Below are 22,855 nucleotides of genomic sequence, written 5' to 3'. Positions count from 1 at the left end.
CAAATATCCTAAATTTGTGGCTAATGACACGCGAAAATCAGGCAAATCAATTAATCGAAGGCGAAGATTACTATCTCACGCCCGAAGGCTTCAAGGTGTTCACCGAAAAATACCATCTCAAGCGCGGTTATTGCTGCCGAAGCGGATGCCGTCATTGCCCTTACGGATACGACAAAAACACGAATACATTCAGGAAAAAATGACATTCCAAGAACAGATTTTAGAAGGAATCCCTTCGATATTGCCTCTGCCGAAACCTTACGAACCGCAAATCAACCACGCGCCGAAACGCAAGGAAATTTTGTCGGCGGACGAGAAAAAACTCGCAATCCGCAACGCTTTGCGTTATTTCGACAACAAAGACCACGCGGTACTTGCAAAGGAGTTTTCGGACGAACTCAATACCTACGGCCGCATTTACATGTACCGCCTTCGTCCCGATTATGAAATGAAAGCGCGCCCGCTTGCCGATTATCCCGGGAAAAGCGAACAGGCAAAAGCCATAATGCTCATGATCCAGAACAATTTGGATTATGCCGTGGCGCAACATCCTCACGAATTAATCACTTACGGCGGAAACGGCGCGGTGTTCTCGAATTGGGCGCAATATCGCCTCACGATGAAATATCTCGCCGAAATGACCGACGAGCAGACGCTTGTCATGTATTCGGGTCATCCGATGGGACTTTTCCCGTCGCATAAAGAAGCGCCAAGAGTCGTCGTCACGAACGGCATGATGATCCCGAATTACTCCAAACCCGACGATTGGGAAAAATTCAACGCGCTCGGCGTGACGCAATACGGCCAGATGACCGCCGGAAGTTACATGTACATCGGGCCTCAAGGCATCGTACACGGAACGACTATCACCGTGATGAACGCGGGTCGCAAAATCGCTAAAAACGGAGAGGATTTGAGCGGAAAATTGTTCGTCACTTCAGGCTTAGGAGGAATGAGCGGCGCCCAACCCAAAGCCGGAAAAATCGCCGGAGTGATCACGGTTTGTGCCGAAGTGAACCCGAAAGCCGTCCACACGCGCCATTCGCAAGGTTGGGTCGATGAAGTCATCACCGATCTGGATGCACTCGTAACCCGCGTCAAATCTGCGAAAGCGAATAAAGAAACGGTTTCGATCGCCTATCAAGGCAACGTGGTCGAGGTTTGGGAAAAGTTCGATTCCGAAAATCTATATATCGATTTGGGATCGGACCAGACTTCTCTTCACAATCCTTGGGCAGGCGGTTATTATCCCGTAGGCGTTTCGTTTGACGAAGCCGTGGCGATGATGGCCGAACAACCGGAATTATTCAAACAAAAAGTTCAGGAATCGTTGCGCAGACATGCTTCCGCAGTAAACAAACACACAGCGAAAGGCACATATTTTTTCGATTACGGAAATGCATTTTTACTCGAATGTTCACGCGCCGGTGCTGACATTTTTGCTGCGAACGGCATCGATTTCAAATATCCGAGTTACGTGCAGGACATTTTGGGTCCTATGTGTTTCGACTACGGATTCGGGCCTTTCCGATGGGTTTGTACGTCTTGCAATCCAGAAGATCTGGCGAAAACGGACGCAATCGCTTTGTCCGTTTTGGAAGAAATGGCGAAAACCGCTCCTTCCGAAATCAAGCAACAGATGGAAGACAACATCCGTTGGATCAAAGGCGCACAACAAAACAAGCTCGTCGTCGGGTCTCAAGCGCGTATTCTATATGCCGATGCCGACGGACGCACCAAAATTGCCGAAGCGTTCAACCAGGCGATTGCCAAAGGCGAAATCGGATATGTGGTTTTGGGACGCGACCATCACGACGTTTCAGGCACGGATTCCCCATACCGCGAGACGTCGAACATTTACGACGGCTCTCGTTTCACAGCCGATATGGCCATCCATAACGTCATCGGTGACAGCTTCCGTGGTGCGACTTGGGTAAGCATCCACAACGGCGGCGGAGTCGGTTGGGGCGAAGTCATAAATGGCGGATTCGGCATGGTTCTTGATGGTTCTGAAGCAGCTTCCAAGCGCCTGAAATCCATGCTTTTCTGGGACGTGAACAACGGAATTTCCCGACGAAGCTGGGCAAGGAACGACGAGGCTATTTTCGCCATCAAACGTGCGATGGAACACGAACCTTTACTCAAGGTGACGCTTCCGAATCTCGTCGATGACGGTCTTCTGGAAAATCTCTGACATGGAAAAACTCAACAGCATATCGCTTCTTATCATGGGAACCGGATTTTTGCCTCTGGCGATGATCATGGACAACATGTTTTTGAAGTGTTTGGCGCTGTTGATCTCGATCGTGCTCAACATCATGGCGATTGTCAGGAATTTTCGTGAAAAGCGTGAAAACAAACTGTAAATCAATCTGCTATGAAAACTATAAAACTATTACCTGTGTTGCTGGTGCTGTTCGTCGCCGGCTCGTGCTGTTCGGTACGCGTTTATACCGATTACGACAAAAACGCCGATTTCGGCCAGTACAAAACCTACGCATTCTACAAATCGGGCATCGACAAAGTAGAGATTTCCGATCTTGACAAGAAACGTATCATGCGCGCGATCGAAGAAACTATGACGGCAAAAGGCTTCACCAAAAGCGAAAAACCCGATCTGCTTGTGAACATCTTCACCAAAGCGCGCCAACAAGTCGATGTGAATACTTACAACGCTGGTTGGGGTTATGGTTGGGGTTACGGCTGGAATCCTTACATGTGGGGCGGAAACACTTCGGTCAATACGTATACCGAAGGCACTTTGTTCATCGACCTCATCGACGCCAAGAAAAAAGAGCTCGTCTGGCAAGGCGAAGGTGAAGGCGTGTTGACGAAAGACATGGAGAAAAAAGAGGAACGCGTCAAGGAATTCGTTTCTAAAATCCTTGAGAAATATCCGCCTCAACCGAAAAAATAATTTAAGATTTACTACAGGAAAACTGTAATCGGATAGATTGGTTTTTTTGTATTTTGGTAAACCTCAAAGGTTTTTCAAAACCTTTGAGGTTTGTCATTTTCCATGATTTCGAATTCTTCCAAAAATCCCATTACCTCTTAAAATCATCCGTTTACCTCAAAAATTTTCAAATGACGTAACGTTAAATTTACATTTGTCGCTTACCACGAATGCTGCCCCGAATCCAGATTTAACCTAAATGAACGACAAAATGAAAAAACTTCTACTTTGCGTTGCCTTGTTTGCGTTTTATCCGGAAACCCAAGCGCAGACTTTGCCTTCAGAAATGCATTATTCCGCAGACGGCAGGATTCTTTACACCGGTGGCGAAGCTCCGACCGGACTTTACGATCGCACCGTAATCCGAAACGTCTATCTCAATTTCGCCCAAACCAATTACTGGACGTTGCTCACGAACAATTACGCGAGCGAGACCGAAATCCCGGCATCGATGACCATAGACGGCACGACCTATGCCGACGTTGGCGTGCGCTTCCGCGGAAACACCTCCTATACGACCATCGGCACTTCACAGAAGAAATCGTTCGCGATCAGTTCCGATTTCGTCAATGCCGACCAAACCATTATGGGCTACAAGAACCTCAAGTTCAACAACGCCCATCAGGACGCGACGTTCATGCGCGAAGTGTTGTACAACCGTATGGCGCGTCGCCACACGCCTATCGCGAAAGGAAATTACGTGCATTTATACCTCAACAATCAGGATTGGGGCATTTATCCGAACGTACAATCTGTAGACAAAACCTTTTTGGACGAGTGGTTCCTGAGCAACGACGGCGCGCGTTTCAGAGCCACGACCGAAGAAACCGGAAGCGGCGGACCCGGCGGCGGTTGGGGAGACGGCACGGCCGGGATGAACTACCTCGGCGCCGACACGTTGAGCTACAAGAATTATTACAGCCTCAAATCGAGCGATATTTCGTATCCGTGGCAAAAACTGCTCAACGCGACACAAGTGTTGAGCACGGCTTCGGCAGCGAATATGGAAACCGTAAAAACGGCTGTCGATGTCGACAAAGCGTTGTGGTTTTTGGCGTGCGAAAACATTTTTGCGGACGACGATTCCTACATCATGAAGGGCAAAATGGATTACATGATCTATTACGAACCCGAAACCGGACGTACCACGCCTTTGGAATACGACGGAAATTCGACTTTCCTCACCGAAGCCGCCACAAGTGCGAGTTGGGGTCCGTTCAAGAATGCCACGAACGCAAATTATCCGTTACTGTACAAATTGCTCAACATCCCGCAATGGAGACAGCGTTACCTGGCACATTACCGAACCATTCTGAACGAAACGTTCACGACTGCGAATGCCACGACAATCGTAGACGAAATGAACGCCCAAATCAGTGCGCTGGTCGCATCCGACCCTAAAAAATTGTACACGACGGCCCAATACACGAGCGGCGTTCCGGCTTTGAAGACGTTTGTGACCAACCGCAGGAATTATCTGTTGACGAATACCGAGGTCGCCCAGGTCGCCCCAACAATCGCTTCCGCGCCTTATTACAATACATCGGACGTGCAATACGAAGCGCCTTTAGCCAACCAGCAAGCGCGAATCAAAGCGTCGGTCACCTCTGCAAACGGCATCAGCAAAGTGAATTTGTATTACGCGACGGGAGTTGTCGGGAATTTCACGGCAACACAAATGTTCGACGACGGTCTTCACAATGACGGCGCGGCTTCCGACGGGGTTTTCGGGGCCTCGATTCCGGGTTACGAAGCCAATACGTTCGTGCGCTATTACATCGAAGCGATCGCGAACAATACGGCACTTTCCGTTTCGTATCTGCCGACAGGAGCCGAACACGACATTTTCGTCTACACGGTGGCCGCTGCGCAAATCGCGAACGGCGTCGTCATCAACGAGTTCATGGCGAGCAATTCGGCTGGAAATACAGATGAAGCCGGCGAGTTCGAAGATTGGATCGAGCTGTACAACAACAATGAAATCGGTATCGATTTGAACGGATTCCATTTGACCGACGATACCTCGGATTTGGATAAATGGACCTTTCCTTCGGGAACGACGATCGCCGCCCACGGTTACCTGATCGTTTGGGCCGATAACGAAACGGCGGACGGCTCGCTTCACGCAAGCTGGAAATTATCGGCCGACGGAGAAGATCTCGTATTGTCCGATTCGGCGTTGAATATTGTGGATTCGTATACGTTCGGAGCGCAGTCGACGAACATCGCATCGGCGAGAATCCCGAATGGCACCGGAGATTTGGTGATGCAAGCGGCTACGTTTAACGCCAACAATGAAAGTTTGGGTGTCGAGACGCAAACGTTGCATTCGCTCGTGATCTATCCGAATCCGGCCAATACGATCGTCAACGTCAAAGGTTCGGATAACCTCATCGGACAAAAAATCGAATTATATAATGCTCTCGGACAAAAACTTTACGAAAACACGATTACGGCCGAAATGCAAATCGCGACCGACCGTTTCGCCACCGGAATATATTATCTCAAAATAGGAAGCCTGACCAAGAAATTGAGCATCAGGCACTAATAAAAAGCATTGATCGATTTTTGATTTATTTGTTGTTGTTGTTGTTTTAAAAACCGCGTTCTCCCTAATGAACGCGGTTTTTTTATGATTTCATTTCGGGCTTACTGTTGCGGATTTCGTATTTTTACCCCAACCCTATTGAGAATCTTATGAGTACCGATTTTGAAAGCAATCCTTTGATTGACCGACTTCCCGAACATCTGAAGCAATTCATCAAGCCTCAGGATTACGAGGACTACACGCCCATCAACCAAGCCGTTTGGCGTTATGTGATGCGCAAGAACGTCGATTATCTTTCAAAAGTCGCTCACGAATCCTATCTCGAAGGCTTGAAAAAAACAGGTCTTGAAATCGATTCGATCCCGAACATGTACGGCATGAACCGCATCCTCAAGGAAATCGGTTGGGCCGCCGTGGCCGTAGACGGATTCATCCCGCCGAACGCGTTCATGGAATTCCAGGCGTACAACGTTCTGGTGATCGCTTCAGACATCCGACAGCTCGAACACATCGAATACACGCCGGCTCCCGACATCATCCACGAAGGTGCGGGCCACGCTCCTATCATCGCGAATCCCGAATATGCCGAATATTTGAGACGTTTCGGAGAGATCGGCTGCAAAGCGATTTCGTCGGGCAAGGATTACGAATTGTACGAAGCCATCCGTTTGCTTTCGATTTTGAAGGAAGCAGAGGGAACGCCAGCCGACCAAATCGAAGCCGCCGAAAAAGCGGTAGAGGACTTACAGCAGAACATGGGCGAACCATCCGAAATGGCGCGCATCCGCAATTTGCATTGGTGGACGGTCGAGTACGGCCTGATCGGTTCGGTCGAAAATCCGAAAATTTACGGTGCAGGCTTGTTGTCGTCTATTGGCGAAAGCGCTTGGTGCATGACCGATGCGGTCAAGAAAATCCCGTACGATCTTTCTGCGGCCGACCAAAGTTTCGATATCACCAAACCGCAGCCGCAGCTTTACGTGACTTCGGATTTCGCGCATCTGAATCTGGTTCTCGAAGAATTTGCGAACAATATGGCGTTGCGCACCGGCGGACTCAGCGGCATCCAAAAACTCATCGAATCCAAAGCGATAGGAACGATAGAATTAAGCACAGGTTTGCAGGTTTCGGGCGTTTTTACCAACGTAATCGAAAATTCCGGAAAACCGGTTTACATACAAACGACGGGCAAAACCGCGCTTTCCTACCGCGAGAAAGAACTCGTAGGGCATTCTACAGAAACGCACAGGGACGGTTTCGGGTCGCCTATCGGGAAACTCAAAGGCATCAACCTTGCGATCGAAGACATGAGCCCGCGTGACTTGCGCGCTTACGACATTTACGAAGCCGAAACGGTGACGCTCGAATTCGAAGGCGACATTACCGTAACCGGTGAAATCATCACGGGTTCGCGCAATTTGCAAGGCGAAATCATCCTGATCAGTTTCAAGAATTGTACGGTGACGCATGGAGATACGGTTCTTTTCCGTCCTGAATGGGGCATTTACGACATGGCGGTCGGTAAAAAAGTGGTTTCGGCGTTTTCAGGTCCGGCCGACGTGAAAAGTTTCGATCTGATTACGCACGTGCCTTCGTCCAAAACCATAAAAGCCAAACAATCTGCCGAAAAAACGGAGCTTGAAGGCTTGTACAAAACCGTCCGAAACATTCGCGAAGGCAAGGATTCTTACAAGAATTTGGCCGATGTGTTCGAAACGCTTCACACCAAACATCCGAAAGACTGGTTGCTTTCCGTCGAAATCGTCGAATTGTTGCATCATTCGAACCAAGACGGATTGGAACAGCAGGTGTTGCTTCACCTCGAAAAACTCAAAAACGAGCGTCCGACGGTGGCGCATTTGATCTCGAACGGTTTAGAATTGGTTTTCGAAAACGAGAAAGTTTAAAAATCAGATATAAAATGAAAACCATCCGTTGTGGATGGTTTTTTTTGTTTTTGAGCCATCAAGGAAGTTAAGAGAGTTAAGGCTGCAATCTTAACTTCCTTAACTCTCTTAATGGTTTAAATTTTATCAACCAATGGTTTAAATTTTTACCCTTGAATGTTCAAATTCAACCCACGCTCATCTTTAATCGTTTCTCCGTTGTAAACCAAAGTCCAACCCATCGAATCCGTCAAAATCAAAATCTTCGAAAGTTCACTGACCAATCGGTTTTTCGCATTTGATGTCAACGTTGATTTCTCTATTTTTTTCGCTAGGTTCGCCTTCACCGCCTTATTGATTTTATTGTAATCGTCTCCCGTAAACGGATTCATGCTGCTTTGGTCGATGTCGTAAAACTTGATGTCGGGCGAGATTTTGATTTCTTCTTTCGGAATGTTTTTTATCGTGATGACCTTGTTTTTCTGGTCGATGTCGTAAGTCACTTTGCGCAAATCGTAAGCGACCGTCACATCGGCATTCACGACCAAAAGCGCCTTCTTTTGGAACGACAGCATGTTCATGAAATAACTCTGTTGGTCTTTGTACGTGAGGACTTCGGAAAAATGTCCTTCGGTGACGACCAATTTCCCGACGTTGACGATTTGCTGTTGAATAAGGTTCGTATCCGATTCCAGGCTCGAAGTATCATTTTTCTTGAATTCGCAATACCGGAACGCAAGCAAAGCCCCGATGATACAACACGAAATAAAAATTATGCGCCTTGAAGTCATATCTGTTTTTTCTTAAAGATACGATTTCCAAGATTTACAGATAAGCAGGTTAAACGGATTCCTGAAAATCTAAATCAAATTATTGCTCTTCGCTTTCTGGATCGCCTCGAGCTTATTATGCACCTGAAGTTTGGTGTAAATGTTCTCGATGTGTTTGCGCACAGTGCTTGGCGAAAGGAACAGATTGTCGGCGATGTTGTTGTAGTTCAAACCCTTGCTGAGTTGTTCCAAAACCTCTATCTCGCGAGAGGAAAGTTTGATGTCTTCGGTTTGGGCTTTATTGCCGAAATCGAACGGGTTGCGCAGTAATTTCAACGTTTTCAACGCAATCGACGGATTCATCGCCGCACCACCGTTTAGCGTTTCCAAAATGCCCTGATGCAAATCTTTCGGGTTGACTTCCTTTAAAAGATACCCGTCGGCTCCGGCTTTGATCGAATTGAAGATGTTCTCGTCGTTGTCGAAAACAGTAAGCATGATGATCTTGATGTGCGGATATTTCGCTTTTACCGCCGAAGTCGCTTGCACACCGTTCATTTTGGGCATTTCGACATCCATCAAAATCAGGTCGACGTTGCGGTTCGACTCGAGTTTTTCAAGCAGGTCTTTCCCATTGACGGCGGTGAATTTGACGTGTAGATCGTCGAAAAACGATAGCTTTTCCTGAATCGCGCGGATCAGGAAATTGTTGTCGTCTACAATGGCGATCTTGATGTTCATGTTCACGAACTTACGAAATTCGAGGCTTAAAAAAAGATGATGAACGCCAGATTGAGCCCGATAACCGTAAAAATTATCGCCACGAGCGTCCAAAACCTGATAGTGTGCGGCAGCGTATCCATGGGGACTGATTTAGGATTTCAACTACACAAATCTGCTCATTTTGATGACGCGCCGCAATACGTCATTTGGCGTATTTAAGCGAGATGGCGCTTCGGAATCATGATTTCAACAACCGTTCCTTCGCCCTTTACGGAATCTAAACTGAAAACCCCGCCCACTTCCTCGATGCGCTTTTTCATATTGTGCAGGCCGTTGCCCAAAGACACGTTTCGGATGTCGAAACCCTGACCGTTGTCGCTGATCCTGATTTCGATTTGCGCACGATCGCCGCGAACCCCGATATTGACCTGGGAAGCCTGCGAATACTTGATCGCGTTGTTCACCGCTTCCTGAACCGTGCGATAAATATGCATGCCGTTTACCGACGAAAGCCTGAACGGATTCAAATCGTCATCGATAAAAATCACGAATTCCATGTTCGCCTTGGCGTTTTTGGCCTTTTCGATGAAATTGGAAATGCGCGCGAGCACGTCCTCAAAAGTGATTTCCTTGGCATTCATCGCCCAAATCGTATCGCGAAGCTCCGAAATCGTGTCTTTGGTGAAATCGCTTATGCTTTCCAGTTTGCGCGCAAGCTTCGAATCGTTGAGATCGAACGCATATTTGAGGTTATCGACCGATGAGATGATGAACGTAAGCTGCGACCCGATGTTGTCGTGAAGGTCGCGCGAAATGCCCAGACGCTGTTCCTGCAACTGGTTTTGGGTCTCGATCTGCGCAATCGCCGTCTTGAGTTCGTGTTCCTGCGCCAGTTGCTGGTTTTTGAGGCGTTGTTGTCTCCAAATCAAGAATCCGGTAATGGAAACCGATGCGACCAAAATCCCCATCAAAAGCAACAGATTCGACTTGCGCCGCGATTCGGACTGCTTCTCTATAAGCTGCTTTTCCTTTTCGTTGGTTTCGAACTGCACTTCGAGCTCGGCGATTTTTGCGTTGGTTTCCTTATTGAGCAAGCTGTCTTTGAACTGGACGTATTTTTTGTAATCGGACAAAGCTCCCGATTTATCTCCCGATGCTTCTTTCAAATCCGACATCGCCTGATAATTATGCGACAACAATTGGAAATATTTGTTCCTGTCTGCGATTTCGTTCGACGATGCGAAATGCTGCAATGCGCGTTTTTCGTCTTTCATCATGCCGTACAAATCGCCGAAATACGAGTAATTTTCGGCCATTCCCGCCGAGTCTTTCTTGAGTTTTCGCAACTGCATCGCCTGTTCGAAAAGTCGTTCCGCATCGATAAATTTGCCTTTCATCGCATACACGATCCCGATATTGTTGAGACTGAACGGAATTCCAGTCGTGTCGCGTATCGCCTGCTTTATGACGAGTCCTTTCCTATAAAAAAACAACGCGCTGTCAAGATCTTTCTGCATTTCCTTGATCACGCCGTAGTTGTTGTAGATGCTCAAAAGTGAAGTCGTGTCTTTAATTGATTCGGCAAGACGTTTGCCTTTGAGCATGTAATATTGCGCTTTCGGAAGATTGCGGCGCTTCATCGCATAACCCAATTCGCCGTATTCGCGCGCCGTTTTGCTTTTGTCGCCGATTTTCTCGAACAGCCGTATCGCCTTGAACGCATTTTCTACAGACAGGTTGTGTTTTCCCTTGTAGTTGTAAACAAGCGCGAGGTTGCTGTAACTCATCGCTTCTCCGGCCGCATACGATATCTTTCTTGCAGCTTCGGCGTTTTTGAGATACGCTTTGTCGAGAACGGCTGCCTTGGCGATCCTGGTCTCGAAAGGCAGGTCGTTGAGCGAGTCGATTTGCGTTTTAGTCTGGGCCGAAAGCGAAAGCGACAAAAAAAGCCATATGACGACGAGACGGTTCATATCAGGTGGCGCAAATTCCCGGAATCACGATGTGGATGTGCGTACCTTGGCCGATTTGCGATTGCAAATTGAATTTCCCGCCAAGTGCTCCGACGCGCTTTTTCATGTTGTGCAAACCATTGCCGTTTTGGGCCGATTCGGGTTCGAAACCGTCGCCGTTGTCTTCGATCCTAAGATGCAGATCGTCTTTTTCGCATTCGATGAAAATCCCGATTTTGGACGCCTGCGCATACTTTACGGCATTGTTCACGGCTTCCTGGATCGTTCGGTACAGGTTCATTCCGGCCACCGATGAGAACCGCAAATGATCGAGGCGTTCGTCTATATTAAACACAAAGTCGATGTCTTCTTTCGCGTTTTTCGCCTTCTCGACGAAATTGAATATCCGCACACGCAAATCCTCGGGCGAAATTTCGGCGTTGTTCATCGCCCAGATCGTATCGCGCAATTCGATGATCGTAGACTTCGTGAAATTGTTGATGCCTTCGAGTTTTTTCTCGAGTTTGGAATCCTTAAGGTCGAACGCGTAGCGCAAATTATCGACCGAAGAAATGATGAACGTAAGCTGGGCGCCTATGTTGTCGTGCAGATCGCGCGAAATGTCGAGCCGCTGTTCCTGGAGCTTGTTCTGCGTCTCGATTTGCGCGATGGCCGTTTTGAGTTCGTGCTCCTGCGCTTGTTGACGGTTTACGACGCGTTGTTGACGGTAAATCAGAAATCCGGCGAAAGCGATAAATAAAGCCGCGAGCGAAATCCCGATGATCAGGTTGTTACGGTTTTGTACTTCCTTTTCTTTTTTGAGCAGTTCGATATGGTTTTGGGCGATGATCTTCTCTTTTTTCTCGGTCTCGTGAACGATCTTGAATTCGGCCATGGCTTCTTCGCGCTTTTCGTTCATGAGTTTTTTGTAGAGTTCCACGTAATCGTCTTTGGCTTTGATCGCCTGCGGATATTTGCCCCAAGCCGTGTACAATTCGGCGAGCACGGCATACGATTTCACGAGATTGTTGTTGTTGTGCACGCTTTTGAGTATGTCGACGCTTTTGAGCGCATATTTTTCGGAAGCCGCGTAATTGCCTTTCATGAGTTCCAATTGCGAGAGGTTGCTGTACGAATCGGCCACCTGTTTTTCATCGCCAACCATAAGATCGATTTTGAGCGTTTCGTTGAAGTAGAATTCGGCGCTGTCGAGCCTGCCCGAATACATATAGCACATGGCCTTGTTGTCAAGGAACGGCACTTTGAGTTTGGGCGATGCGATGCTGTCTGCAATTCGGATGGCCTCGTTGTCGATTTTGAGCGCCTGCCCGAATTCGCCCGAAATGCCGTGCACGTTGGCCAACGTATGGGCCGCAGTTAGGTACGGGTTCTGCCATTTTTGGTGGGCGTATACGTCCATCGCCTTGCGCAGATGCTCCTTGGCCAAAGCCATATCGTTCTTTTGCATATAGACTTGGCCCAGGTTGCCGTTCGAGGTCGCAATCCCGCTTTTGTTCTGTCGGATTTCGAAAATCTTCTGTGCGGCGAGCAGGTTCTCGAGTGCTTTGGGATTGTCGCCCGTATTCTTGTAATAATTTCCGATGCCCAAAAGCGCGCGTGCACGTAATGTGTCGGCTTTGGAACGCGCCAAAAGACGCAGCGCGTTCTCGAATGTCTTATGACCGAGTTCGTATTGGCCTTTGTTCATATACATACCGCCTTTAGCCAGCAACGCCATCGCCTTGAAATCGTTGGGCTGGCCTTGCGCCAAAGCCCCGAGTTTGTCGGCAAATACTTTCATCGAATCTACCGAAAGCTTGGCCACTTGCGGCATGCGTCGGAATTCGGTTATGATTTGCTGTTGTTTCGAGGTGAATTGGGTCGATCCGGTTTTTTTTTCGCGTGCGCATCCGATCATCAAAAGCGCAAAAAGGAACAGTATGAATCTCATTACAAGAATTTTACTGCAATATAGAAAAGTCTTGCCCATACTTTACTTGAGCAGATTGTGGGCCGAAAGTGTCTCGACGAATTCATTGACGAGAACCGTAATGTCTCTTGAAAGGACGGTGTTGGCCGACCGCAGCCGTTTCATCAATTCGTCCGAAAGCTGCAGTTGCTGGTTTTTTAGGGCTGAATTTCCGGCGAGTTCCACGATCACGCGTCTCAACACTTCCATCTTTTGTTCGTGTTCGTGTCGCGACCTATTGATGAGGCGCATCTGCAAAACGATCACCGCCAAAAGCGCGATTATGGTGAAAAGCAAAACGTAAATCATCTGGCCATACATTGGAACTACAAAATTGCACAATCGCAAAAACCAAAAAAATACGGCATCTGCCCTATTTCCAAAAGAAAAACCGGGACGATGCCCGGCTCAACCAAATAACTACTACTCCATTAGTTTTGCATGAAAACGCCCCTGAATTTTCCGGTGGTGACGGTTTTAGAAGACGAGCAGTTTTCATCGTCCTTTCCGGTAAACGAGAACGTACCTTCGATTTTCTCTTCGGTCAGGTTCGTAATCGTGACCGTTCCGGTGGCGCCCGAACAATTGCTCGTATCGTAACTGATGTTGTTTTCGAGATACGACAGCACGTTATCGGTATCAGGGCCGACCTCGTAAGTGCCTTCGCCGGTCACGTTGAAAAGGCCGATCGCGATATTTTTCAGATCGCCGTTCGATCCGCTCACTTGATAAAAATTGCCATTCTTTACAGCAACAACGGTTGATTGGCCCATGATTTCGGCCTTGAAGTTGGAACCGTCCACTTTTGAGCTCAGGTAGGAACCAGATCCGCCGCCCGATCCGCCTGCGTCGTCACTGCTGCAAGCCGCGGCGAAACAAAGCGCCAATGTCAAAAATGCCATTTTCCCAATTGATTTGAACTTTTTCATGATAAAAGGTTGGTTTAAGGTTAATTACAGATTCGTTAAAAAGTTTTTACAAATCTGCGGGTAACCCTGTCCCAAATCAATACGACATTTGCCGTATTTATGAAAAGCCCAGAAATGGCAGGCGTTCGCGAAGTTTTCGAATGCGATTTTCTACAGCCGAAACGAATTTTCGATGCTGTTCCGAATCGGGATTGAACGGTTTATGCGCAAGGGCTTTTCGGATCGCGTCGACTTCGTTCATGTCGGCAGAAACGTTTTCCGAAATCCAACAAGAAACGAACTTTTCCCAAATGTAATCGATCGCGACCTGGTTCGGATGGATCATGTCCGGAGCATAAAAACGATAATCGCGCAACTCGTCCATCACGATCTCGTAAGAAGGAAAATAATGGCAATTCCCGGTGTTTTCCAATGCCGAATGCAATCCCGCCAAAAGATGCGATTTGCTGCGTTGATTCTCTGCGAAACCATCTTTGATATGGCGTACGGGCGAAACCGTGAAAATGGTCTGCGCGTTCGGATTGTGTTGTGAAATCAGTTCAACAATGTGACATATCGACCGCGAAATATCGTCCACACCCAAAACCTCTTTCGAAAACTCGCGCTGCGGCACTTTATGGCAGTTCGCTACCAAATTCCCCGAATCGGATTTTCGGTACACCCAAGCCGTTCCAAGCGTGATGATGAAATGCGAAGCCGTCTTGAGATAGTCGTGCGTCAAAACGATCGCATTGTTGAGATTGGTCAGTAGGGTTTCCTTATCGGAATGCGACACATCGGAATGCGCATCGAAGCAGTGCCAACGTTCGTTGTGATAGAAAATGTCGGTTTCGGTGAACGATTTCTTTTCGGATGCGGACTGCATAAAACGCTCCAACGCTTGCGGATGGAACAGGATTCCAAGCGGGTTCACCTCGTTCCGAAATTGGAAATGATCGAATTTTTCGGCCATGTTCACCGCGAAACACGAACCCAATGAAAAAATTTTGGAATCGTACGAAATAGGGAAATTCGATTTTATGACTGGGACGGGCGTGGTGAACTGCATGAGGCAAAAATACTAAAAAGAAACCCGGACGGATCCGGGCTTTATTGCTATTGGTAAGAATAGGTGGTCGAAATCGGGTCGCTTCCCGAAGACGTGCGTATCGAAGTCGCCGGATAGTCGTCGGTGTTGTACGTGTACGTAGCGCTTTCCGATCCGGTAACGTTTCCGTTGGTCGAAGAACTCGTCGTCAGAATATTATGGTCGACGCCTTGAAGCAGCAACAGATCAGACCAGCCTACGACATTCTTGAACGGATTGTTCTTGTCGTCGTATGTGTAAGAATAGGTCGTCGTGCTGCCCGAAGCCGTGTTGGCCAACGTCGAGATTTCGCCGTTCGAACCGATCGTGTACACTTGGTCATATAGCAATTGGTCCTGCGAATTTTCGTCTCCGATAAAGGTTTGGCCCGTAATCGTGGTCGCATTCGGATACGCGAACGTTTGCAGCATCACGATTCCTAAACCGGTTTGGGTGCGCTTGGCTTCGACCATATGTCCGCCGGAATACGTGAACTCGAATTCGTAAGACGTCACGCCGTTGGCATTCTGTACCTCGATCGACGTGATTTGGTTGCCTGTGTACGAATACAGCGTCGTGTCGCCGTTCTCGATGACCGAGCTTGCGATTTTGTTTCCGTTATAGGTGTAATTTGTAGTATACGAATCCGAACCCGTAGTCTGGACGGTACTTTGCAGCAAAACGCCGCCTTCCGTAGGTTGGTTGCCCGAATCATCCGATGCGCACGACTGCAATACAAAAGCCGATGCGACAAAAAACAATAGTACTTTTCTCATATTCATAATTTTAGCCAATATACAAAAAAACAAACCCGGCATTAAACCGGGTCGTATTTCAAAACTGGATTCTTAGTTGTAGAAAAACTGTGTGTTGTACACGTCTCCGTCCCAATTTTCGACTGCCGTAGCCGGAAAGTCGTTGTTGTTGTACGTGAATGTGTACGTGCTTCCGCCGCCTTCGCTAGAAGATTCCTCGGTTACGTTGTGCATGATGCCCGAAGCGCCGCCATCGATGTACGAAATCTTGCCGTAACCCGTAACATTCTTGAACGGATTGTTCTTGTTGTCGTACGTATACGTGATGGTTTCGAACGGCGTCACGATCTGTGAAACCTCGCCGTTTGCAAACGTGATGGTATACGTATCGCCTTCAAGCGTTTGAGAAACCAAGTCTCCCGAGTAGTTCTGTACCGTAGCGGTATTGTCGCTGTTGTACGTATAGACTTCTTTAGAACCCCATCCGATTTCATAATCAAGCAATGTATGTGTCGCAAGTTTGCCGCTCGCATCGTACGTGTACAATTGCTCCTCGATGAGTTCGTTGTCGAGTTTCCAGGCCATTTTCGTGATGTCGTCGCCTGTGTAGGTAAAATCGATCCTACCGCCGTCGTTAGTGGTGATTTTGACGATTTTGTGCCCGTTGTAAGAAGCCTCGCTGATGAACTGCCCGTCGGGTCCGTTTTCAATCGTCTTCTTTAACAGAACGCCGTCGCCGGTTTCTGTAGAATTTCCTCCGTCGTCACTTCCGCATGATGAAAAAAGCACGATAAGCGCGCTTAGTCCGAAAATCATTTTTTTCATTAAATAGTTTTTGTATAGGATTAGGCCGCAAATATATCTTTTTACGCTAACGTTTTACCGCTTGTTGAGAATTTGACGACATCTATAGAGAAATCGTGGTGTTTGGCCTAACTTCTTACGGAAATTGGGAAGTATAACCTTACGGCGCCAAATTGAAAAGGTCATTTCAAGGCAAAAAAAATCCGGGAACAAAACCCGGATTCGTATTGAAAACTTCTGATTATTTGACGAACTCGATCGCTTTCTCCAACGCTTCAGGAATTCCCAAAACGTCTTTTCCTCCGGCCGTCGCGAAAAACGGTTGACCGCCGCCGCCGCCTTGGATGTATTTGCCGAGTTCGCGCACGACTTGTCCGGCATTGAGACTTTTTTCGGCCACGAGTTCCTTCGAGATATAAACCGTCAGCAACGGCTTGTCTTCGTTTGCCGTAGCCAAAACGACGAACAGGTTGTTGTCGATGTTTCCGAGTTCGTATGCGAGGTCTTTTGCGCCTTCTGCAGTCAAATCGACTTGTTTGGCAAGGAAATTTACGCCGTTTATCAGTTGGAATTCCGAAGCCAATTCGCCTTTGAGCGCTTTTGCTTTGTCCTTCAGAAGCGCTTCTACTTGTTTCTTCAATTTCGCGTTCTCATCCTGAAGCGACAAAACAGCTTTTATCGAATCTTGCGGATTTTTAAGCACCGTCTTGATTTCGGCCAACGTCTTTTCCTGAGCCGCGAAATAGACTTTCACTGCGTCCGAAGTGATGGCTTCGATGCGTCGGATTCCGGCTGCGACCGCACCTTCGGACACGATTTTGAAATGCCAGATTTCGGCCGTGTTCTGCACGTGGATTCCGCCGCACAATTCAACGCTGTCGCCGAATTTGATCGCACGCACCGAATCGCCGTATTTTTCGCCGAACAATGCCATCGCGCCTTCTTCGATCGCCTGTTGGAACGGGATGTTGCGTCTTTCGACAAGCGGCAAATGCTCCTGGATTTTCTCGTTGACGAAATCTTCTACTTTCTTGAGTTCCTCATCGGTCACTTTAGCGAAATGAGAGAAGTCGAAACGCAGGTAATTCGGGCTTACGAGCGAGCCTTTTTGTTCGACGTGCGTCCCTAAAACCGAGCGCAAAGCCTGGTGCAGCAAGTGTGTCGCCGAGTGGTTGCTCGCCGTATGTTCGCGCAGATCACGGTCGACCTGGGCAATAAAAGTCGCACCTAAATCTTCGGGCAATTTCTGCGTGAAATGCAAAATGAGGTTGTTCTCTTTTTTGGTGTCGATAATTGGAATCACCTCGCTTCCGTTGGTCAGAATTCCTTTATCGCCGACTTGTCCGCCGCCTTCGGGATAGAATGGCGTGTGATCCAAAACAAGTTGGTAGATTCTTCCGTCTTTCTTGGAGTCGACGACTCTGTAACGCGTGATCTTGACTTCATTGACAAGCAAATCATATCCGACGAACGTTTCGACGTTTCCATCGACAAGCACTTGCCAATCGTCTTTAGAAACTTCCGAAGCCGCACGCGAACGCATTTTCTGTTCGTACATTGCCTTATCGAACGCTTCTTCGTCATACGACATGCCTTTTTCCTTGAGAATCAATCCCGTCAAATCTTTCGGAAAACCGAACGTGTCGAACAATTCGAACGCTTTCACGCCCGAAACGACTTCGCCTTGGGTTTCGTCGATCACGTTGTCGAGCAATTGCAAACCTTGGTCAAGTGTGCGCAGGAACGAGTTTTCTTCCTCGCGGATCACGTTCTCGACCAATTTCTGTTGTTTACGGATTTCCGGAAAAGCCGTTCCCATTTGTTCCGCGAGCGTCTCGACGAGTTTGTAGATGAACGCTTCTTTCGTATTCAAAAACGTAAATCCGTAACGGATCGCGCGTCTCAAAATGCGTCGGATGACGTAACCCGCAGCCGTGTTCGACGGCAATTGCCCGTCTGCGATCGCAAACGCAACCGCACGAACGTGATCGGCGATTACACGAATCGCGATGTTGGTTTTTTCTTCGTCTTCCGAAGCGTTGTCTTTCGTATATTTTTTATGCGTGACGGCTTCGATTTTTTGGATCAAAGGGCCGAAAACGTCTGTGTCGTAATTCGATTGTACGCCTTGCAGCACCATGCAAAGACGCTCGAAGCCCATTCCCGTATCGACGTGTTGGGCAGGCAATTTTTCGAGTGAGCCGTCGGCTTTGCGGTTGAATTCCATAAACACGTTGTTCCAGATTTCGACAACGTGCGGATGATCGGAATTCACGAGTTCGCGTCCCGGTTGTTTCGCTTTTTCTTCAGCCGAACGGATGTCGACGTGGATTTCGGAACACGGCCCGCACGGACCTTGGTCGCCCATTTCCCAGAAATTGTCTTTTTTGTTTCCGAGCAGGATTCGGTCTTCGGAAATCAAGCTTTTCCAAATGTCGTAAGCTTCCTGGTCGAACGGTACGTTTTCTTCTTTCGAACCTTCGAAAACCGTGACATAAAGGATGTCTTTGTCAATTTTGTAAACCTCGGTCAATAATTCCCAAGCCCAATGGATCGCTTCTTTTTTGAAGTAATCGCCAAACGACCAGTTGCCGAGCATCTCGAACATCGTGTGGTGATACGTGTCGATTCCGACTTCTTCCAAATCGTTGTGTTTTCCCGAAACGCGAAGACATTTTTGCGTATCGGCTACACGTTTCGATTTAGGCGTGCCGTTTCCGAGGAAAAATTCCTTGAACTGTGCCATTCCCGAGTTGTTGAACATCAGCGTCGGATCGTCTTTGAGTACGATGGGCGCCGATGGCACGATCAGGTGGCCTTTTGATTGGAAAAAGTCTAGGAATTGCTGGCGGATCTGTTGAGATGTCATGACTGAAAATTTGGAAATCAAAAAAATGTCAAAAGTTTCCGTCAACTCCGCCCCAATCCAAACATTTAATTAAATTTGTTGATAAGGCAAAACAGCCGAAAACCCTGTTTTTGAACGGCAAAAATAGGACTTTTTGAGACATGAAAAAGGTAAAATATTACTACGATTCCGAAAATCTGGCGTTTCGCAAAATCAAGATCAAAAAGCGCACGAAAGTAGCGTATGCGGCCTTGTTCTTACTGGCTTCGGCTTTGTTCGGTACGTTGGCCTTCATCGTGTTGCTCAACACACCTTATTTCGAGACTCCGAAAGATCGTTTGCTGTCTCGCGAAGTCGACAATTTCAAGATCCAGTATTCGATCCTGAACAAGAAAATGGACCAGATCGACGAGGTTTTGGCGAACATCGAAGAACGCGACAACAACATCTATCGCACGTATTTCAACACTTCGCCCATTCCCGATGAGCAGCGAAAAGCAGGATTTGGCGGCGTAAACCGATATAAGGAGCTCGAAGGTTACGACAATTCCGAACTCGTAGTCAACACCTCAAAACGTGTCGATGTGATTTCGAAGCAACTTGCGATACAATCCAAATCGCTTGATGAAATTTTGAAACTCGCGAAGGAGAAAAATAAATTATTGGCCGCAATACCGGCGATCCAACCCGTGAAGAATGAAAATTTACGGGCGGTCGCGTCGGGTTTCGGGTATCGCACCGATCCGTTTACCAAAGTGCGCAAATTCCACGCGGGTATGGATTTTTCGTCGCGCACCGGAACGCCGATTTACGCCACGGGCGACGGAATCGTGGAACGCGCCGACAACACGGCATCGGGATACGGAAATCACATCGTGATCCGTCACGGATACGGATACGAAACCTTGTACGGACATTTGAGCAAGTACAACGTTCGCGCCGGAAAACGCGTCAAACGCGGCGACTTGATAGGATTTGTGGGAAGCACGGGTCGTTCTGAAGCGCCTCACCTGCATTACGAAGTCCATAAAAACGGAGAAGTCGTCAACCCTTTGAATTATTATTACGGAAATATTTCGGCCGCCGAATACATACAGATCGCCAAAGTGGCCAACCAGGAAAACCAATCTCTTGACTAAATCAAGATAATAGACGGATAAATAATAGACAGTGCCGTGTTTAGACAGAATACCGTTCAATCTTCGGCATCAGAGAATAAAAAGAATACATGCACATAGAACTTTCACCAGACAAACGATATTACAGCATAGGCGAAGTGGCAAAGGCGTTCAACGTCAATGCGTCGCTGATCCGATTTTGGGACAAGGAATTCGACATCCTCAAACCCAAGAAAAATGCCAAAGGAAACCGACTTTTCACACCCGAGGACGTAAAGAACCTGCAACTCATCTATCATTTGGTGAAAGAGCGCGGTTTTACGCTCGAAGGCGCGAAAACACATCTCAAGGAAGGCCAGAAAAAAACGCTCGACAAGTTCGAGATCATCTCAAAACTCGAAGCCATAAAAAAACAGCTGACAGACTTGAAGAATGGACTGTAATTTGATACATCGACTGCCAATAACATTAATAACAAATTAAAATCAAACATCATGAAAAGATTTTTGCCATGGATTATCGGAATCGGAGCGATTCTAGGAATTATTCTCCTCGTAGTAATTTATTCGTTTAGCGTGAAAAATTCCGCGCTTCGTAAGGACCAAGATGTTCAAGGCCAGTGGGCGGATGTAGAAGCGGCATACCAAAGACGTAATGATCTTATTCAAAATTTGGTCAATACAGTTAAAGGTGCCGCGGATTTTGAAAAATCGACATTGACTGCCGTAATCGAAGCTCGTTCGAAAGCTACATCTGTACAAGTTGACCCGACAAATATAACCCCTGAACAATTGACGCAATTCCAACAAGCGCAATCAGGTGTCAGTTCGGCGCTTGGGCGACTTTTGGTGACAGTAGAGAAGTATCCTGATTTAAAGGCAAATCAAAACTTTTTGAAATTACAAGATGAACTTGCGAGTACGGAAAATCAAATTTTAACAGCAAGGACGCGTTTCAACGAAAAGGTTAGAATTTATAACAGCTACATACTTGCTGCACCTCAAAGCTTTTTCCTCGGAAGTTACGCGCAAAAACCTTTCTTCAAGTCAACCGAAGGCGCCGACAAACCCGTAGAAGTCAAATTCTAATGACCGAAGTAAGCGATCTTTTAAGTCACGACGACGAACGCGAGGTGATCGAAGCCATACGATTGGCCGAAAAGGAAACCTCGGGTGAAATACGCGTGCATATCGAAAAGCATTCGAACAGCGACCATTTCAAACGCGCGACCGAAATATTCCACCTGCTCAAAATGGACAATACCAAATTGCAGAATGGCGTACTCATCTACCTTGCCGTAGACGACCGCCAATTCGTCATACTCGGCGACAAAGGAATCGATGCCGCAGTAGAGAACGATTTTTGGGATTGCACCAAAGACGTGATGCAGTCGCATTTCAAGAATGGCGATTTCAAGCAAGGTCTTGTTGAAGGAATTGCACGCGCCGGTGAAAGATTGCGCCAGTTTTTCCCGTGGGAAGAAGGCGATACGGACGAATTGTCGAACGAAATATCGAGAAGCTGATGACAAAGTGGTTCAGAAAAGCGATATTACCTTTTGTACTGTTGCTCACTACGATCGGTTTCGCCCAGTTCGACATTCCGAAAAAGCCCGATTTCCAAACGAGCCTTTACGATTACGCGAATTTGCTGAGTGCTTCCGAAAAGACGCAGCTCGAAGAAAAACTCGTGCGTTATTCCGATTCGACGACCACGCAAATCGTAGTCGTTACGGTTCCGACCATTAACGGTGAGGACATCGGGATTTTGGCTCCGAAATGGGGTCATGAATGGGGTGTCGGACAGGCCAAAGAAGACAACGGTGTGTTCATTTTGCTCGCAGCCCAGGAACGCCGTATTTGGATCGCTCCGGGTTATGGAGTCGAAGACCGATTGACGGCGGGTATCACGGGAGAACTCGTGCGCAACGTCATCATTCCCGAATTCAAGGCCGGAAGCTATTATCGCGGCCTTGACAAAGGTGCCGACGCGATTTTCGACGTGCTCAAAGGCAAATACAAAGGCACACGCCAAACCGAAGACGGACCTGCGGGCTTCATCGCCATCATCGTGATCATGATCGTCATTTTCGTCCTTATTGCGATTTTTCGCGGAAAAGGCGGAGGCGGTCGCGGCAGCGGACGTTTTTCGGGACCCGATCTTGCAGACATCCTGATCCTTAGCAGTCTCGGACGAGGCGGTTTCGGCGGAGGCGGATCATCGGGTGGCGGTTTCGGAGGCGGAGGCGGCGGTTTCGGCGGTGGCTTCGGCGGCGGCGGATTCTCGGGCGGAGGCGCGGGAGGAAGTTGGTAATTGGGGAAAATTCCAAATTCCAAATTCCAAATTCCAAATTCCAAATTCCAAATTTTAATAGAATAATCATAAGATCGCGGCCTTAAAACCGCGATTTTTATTTTTAGCTTTCTATAGAAAATCGCTTCGGATAGAACATGAAGCAAGGCACCGAAATCATCGGGAAAAACTGCAAATAGCACAACGAAACGATTTTTTTATTTATTTCGTAGATAATA

At 47.7% G+C, this 22,855-nt stretch carries 21 protein-coding genes; 11 read left to right on the top strand and 10 right to left on the bottom strand.

The genetic code is table 11. The annotated features are described in order from the left end of the window. Positions 1-23 precede the first annotated feature (23 nt). The 6 genes from HZF10_RS13075 to HZF10_RS13050 all read left to right on the top strand — a co-directional run bounded on the left by HZF10_RS13075 (position 24) and on the right by HZF10_RS13050 (position 7,411). On the top strand, positions 24-203 hold the full coding sequence (locus HZF10_RS13075) for a C1orf53 family protein (protein ID WP_176006667.1): 180 nt from the start codon (positions 24-26) through the stop codon (positions 201-203). Then, positions 200-2,194 carry a urocanate hydratase gene (hutU, locus tag HZF10_RS13070; RefSeq protein WP_176006666.1) on the top strand — a complete coding sequence of 665 codons (1,995 nt, stop codon included), beginning with the start codon at positions 200-202 and terminating at the stop codon, positions 2,192-2,194. The genes HZF10_RS13075 and hutU overlap by 4 nt, the downstream gene beginning before the upstream one ends. A 1-nt stretch (position 2,195) precedes the next feature. Further along, positions 2,196-2,366 carry a hypothetical protein gene (locus tag HZF10_RS13065; RefSeq protein WP_176006665.1) on the top strand — a complete coding sequence of 57 codons (171 nt, stop codon included), beginning with the start codon at positions 2,196-2,198 and terminating at the stop codon, positions 2,364-2,366. Between the two features lie 11 nt (positions 2,367-2,377). Beyond that, the gene (locus tag HZF10_RS13060) at positions 2,378-2,917 is read left to right on the top strand and encodes a DUF4136 domain-containing protein (protein ID WP_176006664.1); all 540 of its coding nucleotides are present in this window, start codon (positions 2,378-2,380) and stop codon (positions 2,915-2,917) included. A 250-nt stretch (positions 2,918-3,167) separates the two neighbouring features. Next, positions 3,168-5,504, top strand: a complete 2,337-nt coding sequence (locus HZF10_RS13055) for a CotH kinase family protein (protein ID WP_176006663.1) — start codon at positions 3,168-3,170, stop codon at positions 5,502-5,504. Positions 5,505-5,653: 149 nt separating this feature from the next. Continuing rightward, positions 5,654-7,411: an aromatic amino acid hydroxylase gene (locus tag HZF10_RS13050; protein ID WP_176006662.1), complete on the top strand. Its 1,758-nt coding sequence runs from the start codon at positions 5,654-5,656 to the stop codon at positions 7,409-7,411. Between the two features lie 146 nt (positions 7,412-7,557). Here HZF10_RS13050 and HZF10_RS13045 read toward each other — a convergent pair whose 3' ends face one another. The 10 genes from HZF10_RS13045 to alaS all read right to left on the bottom strand — a co-directional run bounded on the left by HZF10_RS13045 (position 7,558) and on the right by alaS (position 19,227). Beyond that, entirely contained in the window at positions 7,558-8,181 is a 624-nt protein-coding gene (locus HZF10_RS13045; RefSeq protein ID WP_176006661.1) for a DUF4230 domain-containing protein, read from the bottom strand. Between the two features lie 69 nt (positions 8,182-8,250). Further along, positions 8,251-8,901 (bottom strand): response regulator transcription factor, encoded by a 651-nt coding sequence (locus HZF10_RS13040; RefSeq protein ID WP_176006660.1) that lies wholly within the window; start codon positions 8,899-8,901, stop codon positions 8,251-8,253. Between the two features lie 197 nt (positions 8,902-9,098). Further along, positions 9,099-10,856 carry a tetratricopeptide repeat-containing sensor histidine kinase gene (locus tag HZF10_RS13035; protein ID WP_176006659.1) on the bottom strand — a complete coding sequence of 586 codons (1,758 nt, stop codon included), beginning with the start codon at positions 10,854-10,856 and terminating at the stop codon, positions 9,099-9,101. Between the two features lies 1 nt (position 10,857). Further along, complete coding sequence (locus tag HZF10_RS13030) at positions 10,858-12,786, bottom strand: tetratricopeptide repeat-containing sensor histidine kinase (protein ID WP_176006658.1); 1,929 nt, start codon at positions 12,784-12,786, stop codon at positions 10,858-10,860. Between the two features lie 42 nt (positions 12,787-12,828). Beyond that, the gene (locus HZF10_RS13025; RefSeq protein WP_176006657.1) at positions 12,829-13,113 is read right to left on the bottom strand and encodes a hypothetical protein; all 285 of its coding nucleotides are present in this window, start codon (positions 13,111-13,113) and stop codon (positions 12,829-12,831) included. Positions 13,114-13,235: 122 nt separating this feature from the next. Further along, on the bottom strand, positions 13,236-13,733 hold the full coding sequence (locus tag HZF10_RS13020; RefSeq protein WP_176006656.1) for a DUF6252 domain-containing protein: 498 nt from the start codon (positions 13,731-13,733) through the stop codon (positions 13,236-13,238). A 97-nt stretch (positions 13,734-13,830) separates the two neighbouring features. Further along, complete coding sequence (locus HZF10_RS13015; RefSeq protein ID WP_176006655.1) at positions 13,831-14,781, bottom strand: GSCFA domain-containing protein; 951 nt, start codon at positions 14,779-14,781, stop codon at positions 13,831-13,833. A gap of 47 nt (positions 14,782-14,828) precedes the next feature. Continuing rightward, positions 14,829-15,575, bottom strand: a complete 747-nt coding sequence (locus HZF10_RS13010; RefSeq protein ID WP_176006654.1) for a hypothetical protein — start codon at positions 15,573-15,575, stop codon at positions 14,829-14,831. A gap of 72 nt (positions 15,576-15,647) precedes the next feature. Beyond that, positions 15,648-16,379, bottom strand: a complete 732-nt coding sequence (locus tag HZF10_RS13005) for a hypothetical protein (protein WP_176006653.1) — start codon at positions 16,377-16,379, stop codon at positions 15,648-15,650. A 220-nt stretch (positions 16,380-16,599) separates the two neighbouring features. Then, on the bottom strand, positions 16,600-19,227 hold the full coding sequence (gene alaS / locus HZF10_RS13000) for an alanine--tRNA ligase (protein WP_176006652.1): 2,628 nt from the start codon (positions 19,225-19,227) through the stop codon (positions 16,600-16,602). A 140-nt stretch (positions 19,228-19,367) separates the two neighbouring features. Between alaS and HZF10_RS12995 the strand changes: the two genes are divergently transcribed. The 5 genes from HZF10_RS12995 (at position 19,368) to HZF10_RS12975 (ending at position 22,637) form a co-directional block, all read left to right on the top strand. Next, positions 19,368-20,345 (top strand): M23 family metallopeptidase, encoded by a 978-nt coding sequence (locus HZF10_RS12995; protein WP_176006651.1) that lies wholly within the window; start codon positions 19,368-19,370, stop codon positions 20,343-20,345. A gap of 89 nt (positions 20,346-20,434) precedes the next feature. Then, positions 20,435-20,767 carry a MerR family transcriptional regulator gene (locus HZF10_RS12990; RefSeq protein ID WP_176006650.1) on the top strand — a complete coding sequence of 111 codons (333 nt, stop codon included), beginning with the start codon at positions 20,435-20,437 and terminating at the stop codon, positions 20,765-20,767. 51 nt (positions 20,768-20,818) lie between these two features. Next, positions 20,819-21,412, top strand: coding sequence for a LemA family protein (locus HZF10_RS12985; RefSeq protein WP_176006649.1), 594 nt, complete (start codon positions 20,819-20,821; stop codon positions 21,410-21,412). Beyond that, on the top strand, positions 21,412-21,849 hold the full coding sequence (locus tag HZF10_RS12980; RefSeq protein WP_176006648.1) for a TPM domain-containing protein: 438 nt from the start codon (positions 21,412-21,414) through the stop codon (positions 21,847-21,849). The genes HZF10_RS12985 and HZF10_RS12980 overlap by 1 nt, the downstream gene beginning before the upstream one ends. Continuing rightward, positions 21,849-22,637: a TPM domain-containing protein gene (locus HZF10_RS12975; RefSeq protein WP_176006647.1), complete on the top strand. Its 789-nt coding sequence runs from the start codon at positions 21,849-21,851 to the stop codon at positions 22,635-22,637. Before HZF10_RS12980 ends, HZF10_RS12975 begins: the two co-directional genes overlap by 1 nt. Positions 22,638-22,855 lie beyond the last annotated feature (218 nt).

It is taken from the genome of Flavobacterium agri, assembly GCF_013401995.1.
Classification (GTDB): domain Bacteria; phylum Bacteroidota; class Bacteroidia; order Flavobacteriales; family Flavobacteriaceae; genus Flavobacterium; species Flavobacterium agri.
This window is presented reverse-complemented; position numbering and strand designations above follow the sequence as displayed.

Excerpts from the sequence above, each read along its gene's own strand:
- HZF10_RS12995 (WP_176006651.1), top strand. The coding sequence starts at position 19,368 with ATGAAAAAGGTAAAATATTACTACGATTCCGAAAATCTGGCGTTTCGC.
- HZF10_RS13035 (WP_176006659.1), bottom strand. The coding sequence starts at position 10,856 with ATGAACCGTCTCGTCGTCATATGGCTTTTTTTGTCGCTTTCGCTTTCG.
- HZF10_RS12985 (WP_176006649.1), top strand. The coding sequence starts at position 20,819 with ATGAAAAGATTTTTGCCATGGATTATCGGAATCGGAGCGATTCTAGGA.
- HZF10_RS13040 (WP_176006660.1), bottom strand. The coding sequence starts at position 8,901 with ATGAACATCAAGATCGCCATTGTAGACGACAACAATTTCCTGATCCGC.
- HZF10_RS13075 (WP_176006667.1), top strand. The coding sequence starts at position 24 with ATGACACGCGAAAATCAGGCAAATCAATTAATCGAAGGCGAAGATTAC.
- HZF10_RS13030 (WP_176006658.1), bottom strand. The coding sequence starts at position 12,786 with ATGAGATTCATACTGTTCCTTTTTGCGCTTTTGATGATCGGATGCGCA.
- HZF10_RS13015 (WP_176006655.1), bottom strand. The coding sequence starts at position 14,781 with ATGCAGTTCACCACGCCCGTCCCAGTCATAAAATCGAATTTCCCTATT.
- HZF10_RS13050 (WP_176006662.1), top strand. The coding sequence starts at position 5,654 with ATGAGTACCGATTTTGAAAGCAATCCTTTGATTGACCGACTTCCCGAA.
- alaS (WP_176006652.1), bottom strand. The coding sequence starts at position 19,227 with ATGACATCTCAACAGATCCGCCAGCAATTCCTAGACTTTTTCCAATCA.
- HZF10_RS13025 (WP_176006657.1), bottom strand. The coding sequence starts at position 13,113 with ATGATTTACGTTTTGCTTTTCACCATAATCGCGCTTTTGGCGGTGATC.
- HZF10_RS13005 (WP_176006653.1), bottom strand. The coding sequence starts at position 16,379 with ATGAAAAAAATGATTTTCGGACTAAGCGCGCTTATCGTGCTTTTTTCA.
- HZF10_RS12990 (WP_176006650.1), top strand. The coding sequence starts at position 20,435 with ATGCACATAGAACTTTCACCAGACAAACGATATTACAGCATAGGCGAA.
- HZF10_RS13055 (WP_176006663.1), top strand. The coding sequence starts at position 3,168 with ATGAAAAAACTTCTACTTTGCGTTGCCTTGTTTGCGTTTTATCCGGAA.
- HZF10_RS13010 (WP_176006654.1), bottom strand. The coding sequence starts at position 15,575 with ATGAGAAAAGTACTATTGTTTTTTGTCGCATCGGCTTTTGTATTGCAG.
- hutU (WP_176006666.1), top strand. The coding sequence starts at position 200 with ATGACATTCCAAGAACAGATTTTAGAAGGAATCCCTTCGATATTGCCT.
- HZF10_RS13045 (WP_176006661.1), bottom strand. The coding sequence starts at position 8,181 with ATGACTTCAAGGCGCATAATTTTTATTTCGTGTTGTATCATCGGGGCT.
- HZF10_RS12980 (WP_176006648.1), top strand. The coding sequence starts at position 21,412 with ATGACCGAAGTAAGCGATCTTTTAAGTCACGACGACGAACGCGAGGTG.
- HZF10_RS13020 (WP_176006656.1), bottom strand. The coding sequence starts at position 13,733 with ATGAAAAAGTTCAAATCAATTGGGAAAATGGCATTTTTGACATTGGCG.
- HZF10_RS13060 (WP_176006664.1), top strand. The coding sequence starts at position 2,378 with ATGAAAACTATAAAACTATTACCTGTGTTGCTGGTGCTGTTCGTCGCC.
- HZF10_RS13065 (WP_176006665.1), top strand. The coding sequence starts at position 2,196 with ATGGAAAAACTCAACAGCATATCGCTTCTTATCATGGGAACCGGATTT.
- HZF10_RS12975 (WP_176006647.1), top strand. The coding sequence starts at position 21,849 with ATGACAAAGTGGTTCAGAAAAGCGATATTACCTTTTGTACTGTTGCTC.